The organism is Faecalicatena contorta, from assembly GCF_021531995.1.
Lineage (GTDB): Bacteria > Bacillota > Clostridia > Lachnospirales > Lachnospiraceae > Dorea_A > Dorea_A contorta_A.
In genome coordinates this window covers 51,432-61,218 of the sequence record NZ_JAFBIZ010000004.1, presented here as the reverse complement: position 1 = coordinate 61,218, position 9,787 = coordinate 51,432, and the positions used below count along the sequence as shown (strand labels likewise).

At 41.7% G+C, this 9,787-nt stretch carries 12 protein-coding genes; 9 read left to right on the top strand and 3 right to left on the bottom strand.

The window, feature by feature from the left end; genetic code table 11:
• Positions 1-37 precede the first annotated feature (37 nt).
• The 5 genes from guaB (at position 38) to JQM82_RS01190 (ending at position 5,368) form a co-directional block, all read left to right on the top strand.
• Positions 38-1,492 carry an IMP dehydrogenase gene (guaB, locus tag JQM82_RS01210; protein WP_235248062.1) on the top strand — a complete coding sequence of 485 codons (1,455 nt, stop codon included), beginning with the start codon at positions 38-40 and terminating at the stop codon, positions 1,490-1,492.
• Between the two features lie 142 nt (positions 1,493-1,634).
• Positions 1,635-2,660, top strand: coding sequence for an aldose epimerase family protein (locus JQM82_RS01205; protein ID WP_235248061.1), 1,026 nt, complete (start codon positions 1,635-1,637; stop codon positions 2,658-2,660).
• A gap of 86 nt (positions 2,661-2,746) precedes the next feature.
• Positions 2,747-3,442, top strand: coding sequence for an N-acetylmuramoyl-L-alanine amidase family protein (locus JQM82_RS01200; RefSeq protein ID WP_235248060.1), 696 nt, complete (start codon positions 2,747-2,749; stop codon positions 3,440-3,442).
• Between the two features lie 95 nt (positions 3,443-3,537).
• Positions 3,538-4,815 carry a S1C family serine protease gene (locus JQM82_RS01195; protein ID WP_235248059.1) on the top strand — a complete coding sequence of 426 codons (1,278 nt, stop codon included), beginning with the start codon at positions 3,538-3,540 and terminating at the stop codon, positions 4,813-4,815.
• Between the two features lie 127 nt (positions 4,816-4,942).
• Positions 4,943-5,368 (top strand): hypothetical protein, encoded by a 426-nt coding sequence (locus JQM82_RS01190; RefSeq protein WP_235248057.1) that lies wholly within the window; start codon positions 4,943-4,945, stop codon positions 5,366-5,368.
• A 52-nt stretch (positions 5,369-5,420) separates the two neighbouring features.
• On the opposite strand, the gene JQM82_RS01185 is transcribed toward JQM82_RS01190, so the two are convergent.
• From JQM82_RS01185 to JQM82_RS01175, 3 genes are read right to left on the bottom strand one after another with little or no spacing between them, the layout of a single operon-like run.
• Positions 5,421-6,026: a manganese catalase family protein gene (locus JQM82_RS01185; RefSeq protein ID WP_235248055.1), complete on the bottom strand. Its 606-nt coding sequence runs from the start codon at positions 6,024-6,026 to the stop codon at positions 5,421-5,423.
• Positions 6,027-6,029: 3 nt separating this feature from the next.
• A complete protein-coding gene (locus tag JQM82_RS01180; protein WP_235248054.1) occupies positions 6,030-6,299 on the bottom strand; it encodes a spore coat protein CotJB in 270 nt (89 codons plus the stop codon).
• Complete coding sequence (locus JQM82_RS01175; protein ID WP_235248053.1) at positions 6,296-6,568, bottom strand: spore coat associated protein CotJA; 273 nt, start codon at positions 6,566-6,568, stop codon at positions 6,296-6,298. Before JQM82_RS01175 ends, JQM82_RS01180 begins: the two co-directional genes overlap by 4 nt.
• A 130-nt stretch (positions 6,569-6,698) precedes the next feature.
• Between JQM82_RS01175 and JQM82_RS01170 the strand changes: the two genes are divergently transcribed.
• The 4 genes from JQM82_RS01170 to mraZ all read left to right on the top strand — a co-directional run bounded on the left by JQM82_RS01170 (position 6,699) and on the right by mraZ (position 9,787).
• Positions 6,699-7,880 (top strand): FtsW/RodA/SpoVE family cell cycle protein, encoded by a 1,182-nt coding sequence (locus JQM82_RS01170; protein WP_235248052.1) that lies wholly within the window; start codon positions 6,699-6,701, stop codon positions 7,878-7,880.
• Positions 7,881-8,007: 127 nt separating this feature from the next.
• Positions 8,008-8,847 carry a DegV family protein gene (locus tag JQM82_RS01165; protein ID WP_235248051.1) on the top strand — a complete coding sequence of 280 codons (840 nt, stop codon included), beginning with the start codon at positions 8,008-8,010 and terminating at the stop codon, positions 8,845-8,847.
• 56 nt (positions 8,848-8,903) lie between these two features.
• Positions 8,904-9,161: a hypothetical protein gene (locus tag JQM82_RS01160; protein ID WP_235248050.1), complete on the top strand. Its 258-nt coding sequence runs from the start codon at positions 8,904-8,906 to the stop codon at positions 9,159-9,161.
• Positions 9,162-9,346: 185 nt separating this feature from the next.
• Entirely contained in the window at positions 9,347-9,787 is a 441-nt protein-coding gene (gene mraZ / locus JQM82_RS01155; RefSeq protein ID WP_235248049.1) for a division/cell wall cluster transcriptional repressor MraZ, read from the top strand.

The following is a 9,787-nucleotide window of genomic DNA, read 5'->3' as shown; positions in this document are numbered from 1 at the left end:
ATATTAAAATGTGTTTAGAGAAAGAGAGGGTGTAATCATGGGAAAAATAATTGGAGAGGGAATTACATTTGATGATGTACTATTAGTGCCGCAGTATTCAGAAGTGATTCCAAACCAAGTAGATTTATCAACTAATTTAACAAAAAAGATCAGGTTAAATATTCCGATGATGAGTGCGGGAATGGATACCGTTACAGAGCATCGCATGGCAATTGCAATGGCTCGTCAGGGTGGAATTGGTATTATTCATAAAAACATGTCTATTCAGGAACAGGCAGAAGAGGTAGACAAAGTAAAACGTTCTGAGAATGGTGTTATCACAGATCCATTTTATTTATCTCCTGAGAATACACTGGAAGATGCGAATAATCTGATGGCAAAGTTCAGAATTTCTGGTGTGCCTATTACAGAAGGAAGAAAGTTAGTTGGTATTATTACAAACCGTGATTTGAAATTTGAAGAAGATTTCTCTAAGAAGATAAAAGAATCTATGACATCAGAAGGTCTGATTACAGCACCGGAAGGTATTACGCTGGAAGAAGCAAAGAGAATTCTTGCAAAAGCAAGAAAAGAAAAACTTCCGATTGTTGATAAAGATTTTAATCTGAAGGGTCTCATTACAATCAAAGATATTGAGAAGCAGATCAAGTATCCATTGTCTGCAAAAGATGCGCAGGGACGTCTTCTCTGTGGAGCAGCGATCGGTATTACTGCGAATTGTCTGGAAAGAGCACAGGAACTGGTAAATGCGAAAGTCGATGTTGTGGTAATGGATTCTGCACATGGACACTCTGCAAATGTAATCCGTACTGTGGATATGGTTAAGTCCAAATTCCCGGATCTGCAGGTGATCGCAGGAAATGTAGCAACCGGAGAAGCTACAGAAGCATTGATTAAAGCTGGTGTAGATGCAGTTAAGGTTGGTATCGGACCTGGTTCTATCTGTACAACACGTGTTGTGGCAGGTATCGGAGTTCCGCAGATTTCTGCTGTTATGGACTGTTATGAAGCTGCAGATAAGTATGGTATTCCAATCATTGCAGATGGCGGTATCAAGTACTCAGGAGATATGACAAAAGCAATTGCGGCAGGTGCCAATGTATGTATGATGGGAAGTATCTTTGCAGGATGTGATGAAAGTCCTGGAACATTCGAATTATACCAGGGAAGAAAATATAAAGTATATCGTGGAATGGGATCAATCGCAGCGATGGAAAACGGAAGCAAAGACCGCTATTTCCAGTCAGATGCAAAGAAACTTGTACCGGAAGGCGTAGAGGGACGAGTTGCATATAAGGGATCTGTGGAAGATACAGTATTCCAGCTGATGGGAGGACTTCGTTCTGGTATGGGTTATTGTGGAACTCCTACAATTGAAGATTTGAAGAAGAATGGAAAGTTTGTAAAGATTTCCGCAGCATCATTGAAAGAAAGTCATCCACATGATATTCATATTACAAAAGAAGCTCCGAACTATAGTGTAGATGAATAAGGTTTAAAAACAGGCTGGGAACCATTGCAAAATATAGAGATATCATCATGGATATACAATATATTTTGCAACAGTCCCCGGTCTTTTTGCGTAAAACGAAGTTCTGTGATGATAATCTGTAATATGAAGGAGGAAGAGAATTATGATCTGTAACGTTGATCAAACGGCAAAAGGAGAGAAAGTGAACTGTTATTCGCTGAAAAATAAGAAAGGGATGGAAGTCGTTGTATCTGATTTTGGAGCGACTCTGGTAAAGATACTGGTTCCGGATCGGGATAATATTCTGCGGGATGTTGTGCTGGGATATGATACTGTGGAAGGATACGAACAGGGAGGCGTCCACTTCGGTGCGACGGTTGGACGCGTTGCAAATCGTATTGGTGGCGCTGGTTTTGAATTGAACGGCAGAGAATATCGGCTGACAAAGAATGATAATCAGAATACGCTCCATGGAGGGATTGATTATTACAATAAAAGAAAGTGGAAAACAGAACAGGAAGATGATACAAAAGTGGTATTTTCTCTTTTGAGTCCGGATGGAGATCAGGGATTTCCGGGAAATCTGAAGATTCAGGTATCTTATGAACTGACGGAAGAGCAGGAGTTAAAGATTCATTATGAGGCTGTTTCGGATCAGGATACAATCATCAATCTTACAAACCACAGCTATTTTAATCTGTCCGGCCATGATTCGGGTTCTGTTCTGGATCAGGAGGTAATGATCTGTGCCGGGGCATATACAGAAGCAGATGAAGAGTCAATTCCGACGGGAAAAATTGTATCGGTAGACGGGACTCCAATGGATTTCAGGAAGAAAAAGCCAATCGGCAGAGATGTGGAAGAAGAGTATGAAGCTTTGATATTCGGTAAAGGGTACGATCACAACTGGGTGCTTGATGGAACAGGGTTCCGCATGGTAGCTGCTATGGATTCAAAACAGACTGGCATATCAATGGAAGTATATACAGATCTTCCGGGAATGCAGTTCTATACCGGCAATTTTCTGGAGAATGAGAAAGGAAAAGATGGAGCGGTATACGGGAAAAGAAGCGGTGCATGTTTTGAAACACAGTATTTTCCGGATGCGATTCACAAAGAGAATTTTGAAGGGCCGGTGCTGAAAAACGGAGAGAGATATGAGACGACAACGGTGTACAAGTTTGTCTGATCTTCAGAAAATCATAAGTAACTTTTCATAAAATTATCAGACTGTATGTGTTAGGATAAGAACAGATAATTGAATGGAGAGTTTACATGAGAAAAAAGAAACAAACAAACCGCAAAAAAATATCAAAGTCCAGGAAAAAGAGGATTTATCAGAGAAATATGCGGATCGGTATAATGATACTTCTGCTTCTGACGGTTGTGGCTGTTGTGGTAAAACTGGTGAAATCAGAGACATTTGCTGCCCAGTATACAGAAAATGAAGGAGATGCTATTGAGCGGTATCGCCCGGAGATAGAGGTTCATCTCCTGACAACGAATCCTTATTCAAGACCGGGAATTGAGACGGGAAAAATTACTGGAGTCGTGGTACATTATACGGCCAATCCCGGAGCGACGGCAATGAATAACAGAGATTATTTTGAAAGTCTGAAAGACACACATGAGACGAAAGTAAGCAGTAATTTTGTGATAGGTCTGGAGGGAGAAATTATCCAGTGCGTTCCGACCTGGGAGGTGGCATATGCATCTAATGGTCGTAACAATGATACGGTATCAATCGAATGCTGTCATCCGGATGTAACAGGAAAATTCAATGATAAAACCTATGAATCGATGGTTGAACTGTGCGCATGGCTGTGTCTGAAGTTTGATCTGAAAGAGACGGATGTAATCAGGCATTATGATGTGACAGGAAAAAATTGTCCGAAATATTTTGTCGAAAATGAGGAAGCATGGGAACAGTTCAGAAGCGATATCGGAGAAGAACTGAAAACATATAAATAACTCTTTTTCTTCACCTAATTTCTGCATTTTCATCACACTTTCATCACAATTTCGCGGTACACTACAAACATAGAAAGATGAAAGGGGTCATAGATATGGAAAATCAATATAGTTACTATACATCAGATCAGGAATCTTCAGGTCAGAATATGAATTATGAAGAACCAACGGAAGAGAAAAAGAAAAGAAAAGTACCGAGATGGGTACAGGCTGCATGTCTTGGACTGATCTTTGGGCTGGTTGCCAGTGCAGCATTTCAGACAAGCAATATCATTGCAGATAAGATTACTGGAAAAGAGACAACTTCCGGTGCAAGTGACAAAGAGGCAAAGACAACCACAACTGCGAACAGCACAAAGCTGACGACTTCTTCCGGTACGACTGTAACGACGGACATTGCACAAATTGTGAGCAATACAATGCCGTCAGTTGTATCGATTACCAGTATGAGTGTTCAGCAGGTGCAGAGTTTCTTTGGCGGGATTCAGGAACAGCAAAGTGAGAGTGCCGGCTCCGGTATTATCATTGGACAGAATGATGACGAATTGCTGATTGTGACCAACAACCATGTAGTAGAGGGTAGTGATACACTTACAGTATCTTTTATAGATGAAGAAAGTGTAGAAGCGAATATCAAAGGAACCAATCCGGATAAGGATCTGGCAGTTGTAGCAGTTCCTCTGAAGAACGTCAAGGATTCTACCATGGATAAAATTGCGGTGGCAACTTTGGGAGATTCTACAGAACTTCAGGTAGGAGAACCCGCAATCGCAATCGGAAATGCACTGGGATATGGGCAGTCTGTGACAACCGGAATTATCTCTGCAACGAATCGTTCCATTGAAAGCTATGACGGTGAGCTTATTCAGACTGATGCAGCGATCAATCCTGGAAACAGTGGCGGTGCTCTGTTGAATGCAAACGGAGAAGTGATCGGTATCAACTCTGCGAAAATAGCACAGGAACAGGTAGAAGGTATCGGATATGCAATCCCGATTTCTGATGCGAGTGATATCATCACAAATCTGATGAATCAGGAAACAAAGACGAAAGTAGCAGAAGAAGAAAGAGGATATATCGGAATTAAGGGAGTCGATGTTACAGATGACAGTGCTCAGATGTATAATATGCCGACGGGTGTATATATATCAGAAGTGCTTTCAGGAACAGGTGCAGAAAAAGCCGGTTTGACAAAAGGGTCTGTCATCACTGCCATTAATGGAACAACAGTTGACAGTATGGAGGCTTTGCAGGAACAGCTTCAGTACTACAGAATAGGAGAAAAGGTTACTCTGACGATACAGATACCGGGAAAAAATGGCGAGTATGATAAGAAGGATGTTGAAGTGACACTGGGAGAACAACAGAGGTAAAATTTTTTCAAAATATGTAAAGTTTTTTTGATATTTGTATCTGGTTGTAGTATAATTACAATGTATGTGGATGCTGGATACAGCATAGTCAGCGAAATTATTACATTGTGAGGAGGGACAGGTTCTGATGAAATGTCCAATATGTGGTCAGGAATTACGGCCGGGAAAGAAAGATCCGAATTATCTGTTATGCTATAACTGTAAAAAGAAATTTAAAATGCCTCAGAAGGCTCAGAAGAAGACAGAGAGCACTGAAGAAGAAGAAAAGAAATATTCTAACATACCGCCAAAGAAAGTACGGGAAAAGCGTGAGAAAGAAATGCGCGATGCGTATGACGAGCTCCTTTCTGTAGAAGATGACAGAAAGAAGAAAAAGGCAAAACCGGTGCCGAAGCCGAAACGTAAAGAAGAGTATGAGGACGATCTTTATGATGACATCGATGATGATTATGATGATGATGACGAGCCGGGAATGTCAAAAGCACCGATCATTATTCTTGCAATTGCAATTGTTGTGGTAGCTGCTCTGATCGCATTCATGTTGTTGAGATAAAACATTGACAGTCGATTCATAACGAGTTTTTGTTATGAATCGACTGTTTTTTTTACTTACAGTTTGGGTCGAATTCCGGATTGATTGCGTAGAAGTTCTTGCTGTCAAGATGATCCTGGACAATTCTCAGGCTTTCACCGAAACGCTGGTAGTGAACGATTTCCCGTTGACGAAGAAAACGGATGGGGTCGCAGATCTCAGGATCTTTTACCAGACGAAGGATGTTGTCATAAGTAGTCCGGGCTTTTTGTTCGGCTGCCATATCTTCATGGAGATCGGTAATGGGATCTCCTTTGGATTGAAAGTAAGTAGCGGTCCATGGAGTGCCGCCGGCAGATTGAGGCCAGAGTGCCAGAGTATGATCGACATAATATTTGTCAAAACCAGATTTTTCAATCTCCTCCGGGGACAGATTTCTGGTCAGCTGATGGACGATGGCACAGATGATCTCCATGTGGGCGAGTTCTTCTGTTCCGATATCCGTGAGTACCCCGGTAACCTCCCGATAAGGCATGGTATATCTCTGTGCCAGATATCTCATGGAAGCGGCGAGTTCACCATCCGGACCTCCAAATTGCGTAATAATGACCTGAGCAATCCGGGGATTGGTCTGTGTAATTTTTACTGGATATTGCAGACGTTTTTCATAATTCCACATTGATTAGCATCCTCCTTCCTGCCATGGCCATGGCTCATTGATCCAGTTCCAGCGTTCTGTCTGGCTGTCGGCAGTATCCAGTGTAAGTGGACCATAGTATTTTGCATATTCATTTAGCGCCTGAATACGCTGGCATTTGAATTCATGAAAGTATTCCAGGGCATCCTGATCACAGGGGTGGGTATCAAGAAACAGTTTTGTATCGTCAACAGCAAAGCTTACAATATTGATCCAGTCCAGCAGTTCTTTGCGGCAGGGCTTTTTTTCGTTCATCGACAGCATCCCCCTTTCCCTTTAAATGGCATATTCAGTTCTGCGAATATAGTTCCAAGGAAGAATCCTTTTTCTGCCTCATATAATGAACGCCATTGCTGCCAGGGAATGTATGCCATAGCAAGCGGAAGAGATTTCAGCGTATCGGAAGCAGTCTGTTCTTTACAGCAGGGAGTGGCGGGAGCAGAAGAACGCGGCGGCATGGAGGATCTTGAATGACCGCTGCCGCGATGCGTATAGTCGGGTGTGGAATAACAATATGCAGGCATTTTTGCGTCTCCTTTCAATATTCTTTGCAATATTATAGTATGGAAATTCACATAAGTTGTGAATGAGATGGTTGTTTTTGCGGAGATATATGAGTATAATAGATACGAATTAGATGGGAGTGTAATTAATATGGCGAAAAACCAGAGAACAAATAACAATGAAAAAACAAATGTAAAACGTTCGGGAACAGGAAAGATACGTTTTTTTGATTACAGTCTTCTTGCTGTGCTGATCTGTCTTGTGTGCTTCGGGCTGGTTATGCTGTACAGCACCAGTGCTTACAGTGCAATGGTCAACTATGGAGACAGTATGCACTATTTTAAAAGGCAGATTGTCTTCTGTGTTGCCGGATTTGCAGGCATGTTTATTGTTGCAAAAATAGATTATCATTATTACATAAAATGGGCAAAAGGAATCTATTATATATCAATTTTCCTGATGCTGCTCGTAAAGACACCTCTGGGAAAAGAGGTAAATGGAGCAAAGAGATGGATCAGGCTTCCGTTTGACCAACAGCTTCAACCTTCCGAGATTGCAAAGATTGCGGTGATTCTGTTTATTCCGATACTGATCTGTACAATGGGAAAGGAAATAACAACTTTGCAGGGAATGGCAAGAGTGGTGATGTGGGGAGGATTTTCCGCTGCCTGCGTTCTGTTCCTGACAGATAATCTTAGTACTGCAATTATTGTAATGGGAATAACCTGTATCATGATATTCGTTGTTCATCCGAAGACCAAACTGCTTGTGATACTGGCTGTGACCGGGGTGACAGCCGCAATTGTGGGGGCAAGACTCCTGGGAATGGCGATGGAAACCAGTGGTAATTTCCGCCTTCGAAGAATCCTTGTGTGGCTGGATCCGGAAAAATATGCATCTGATGGAGGGTATCAGATCATGCAGGCACTGTATGCGATCGGTTCCGGAGGATTTTTGGGAAAAGGGCTTGGTAACAGTGCGCAGAAGATGATTATCCCGGAAGTGCAGAATGATATGATTCTTTCTATTATATGTGAGGAACTGGGCGTGTTTGGTGCAATCATTGTGCTGGTACTTTTTGGCATGTTGTTGTACAGGCTGTTATTCATAGCTCAGAATGCACCGGATCTGTACGGATCACTGGTTGTGTCAGGTATATTCGGACATATTGCACTGCAGGTGATTCTGAATGTGATGGTTGTAATTAATCTGATCCCGACAACAGGAATTACGCTTCCGTTTATCAGTTACGGAGGTACATCGGTACTGTTTTTGATGGCAGAAATGGGAATTGCACTGGGGGTATCCAGAAAAATAAAAATTGCTGAATGAGAATTTTATACAAGTCTTTCTTTTTCCAGATAAATATGGTAATATGGATATAGTTTTAAAAACCAGATAAAATAGATACTAAAAACAACAAATAAAATTGTTGATAATATGTATCGGGAGGAAGAACATGAAGTATAAGATTATCGTAGACAGTTGTGGAGAACTGACAGACGGGATGAAGTCGTCTAGATGTTTTGAAACGGCGTCCCTGTCAATTGAAGTTGGCGGACACCATATTATAGATGATGAAACATTTGACCAGGCTGACTTTTTGAGAAGAGTTACGGAATGTGAGGAATGTCCGAAGTCTTCCTGTCCGTCACCTGAGAGATATATGGAAGGCTATCATTGTGATGCAGAGCATGTATATGCGGTGACATTGTCAGCAGAGCTGAGCGGTTCTTATAATAGTGCTGTGCTGGGAAAGAATCTGTATCATGAAGAATACGGAGAAAAAGATATCTATATATTTAATTCCAGATCGGCATCTGTGGGGGAAACGCTGATTGCCATGAAGATCGCAGAATGTGAAGATGCCGGAATGAGTTTCCAGGAAGTGATTGATACGGTAGAAGCATATATTGCTTCCCAGAATACATATTTTGTACTGGAGACACTGGATATTCTTAAGAAAAACGGCAGATTAAAGGGGCTGAAAGCAGTTGTTGCAACAGCATTGAATATCAAACCGGTCATGGGAGCAACACCGGAAGGAACTATCCGTCAGCTTTCTCAGGCGCGTGGCATAAAAAAAGCACTGGTGAAAATGGTGGATGAAATCGTAAGCGATCTGAAAGAGTCTGAGAAGAAGATTCTTGCGATAGCGCACTGTAACTGCAGAGAGAGGGCAGAAGCAGTCAAAGAGATGCTGGCTTCAAAAGCAGTGTTCAAGGATGTGGTCATCCTTGACACAGCCGGGATCAGCAGTATGTATGCGGCAGATGGAGGCATAATTGTGGTTGTATAATTTCTGCAGTTGTGATAAAATAACTTTTAGTTATTGAACAGAAGGAGCCGGATATTATGAGTCAGGAAAAAGTTGACAGATATAAGAAAGAAAAAGCAAATCGTAAGCAAATTATGAAAAAAGCCAGAATTCAGAAGCTGGTAAGTCGTTGTGTGATCGCCTTGGTTGCTGTTGCGCTGGTGGGAGGATTCGGATATTCCGCATTTTCGTCATATCAGGCAAAGAAGCCGAAAGAAGAAGTGGCAATTGATTATTCCGCACTTGATGAATTGAGTCAGAGTCTTTCTGAACTTGAATTGGCAGATGGAGAATAAAAGAAAAGTATAATAAGAATGAAAAAGAATCTTGCAATGCAAGGTTCTTTTTTTGTGCCAATTTTTATAAAAAGGGCTTGAAAACGATAAAAAAGTAGTTTACAATGGTTTCAAGTGGTAGAAAGTGGTGAGAAGTGGAGCAAAGTGGCAAGAAAGTGGAAGACCGCTGAAAGAGGGTGAGTTCAATGTTGAAAGGAGAGTACAGTCATAATATTGACGCAAAGGGAAGACTTATCATTCCTGCAAAGTTCCGTGACGATCTAGGGGAGAATTTCGTCATAACAAAAGGAATGGAGAATTGCCTTTATGTATATCCGGAAAACGAGTGGAACACCTTCGAAGCAAAACTGAACGCCTTACCAACCACCACGGATAAAAAAGCCCGTGCTCTTGCATACTTTTTCCAGGGAAGTGCTACAGACGGTGACCTTGATAAGCAAGGGAGAACATTGATTCCTTCTGTTTTAAGGGAATTTGCACATCTGGACAAAGAAGTCGTATTTATCGGTATGGGGAAGCGTGCCGAGATCTGGGACAAGGCAAGATGGGAAGAGAAGAATGCTGAAGTGGAACTTAACATAGAAGATATTGCATCTGATATGGAAGCGAGTGGATTCAGTATCTAG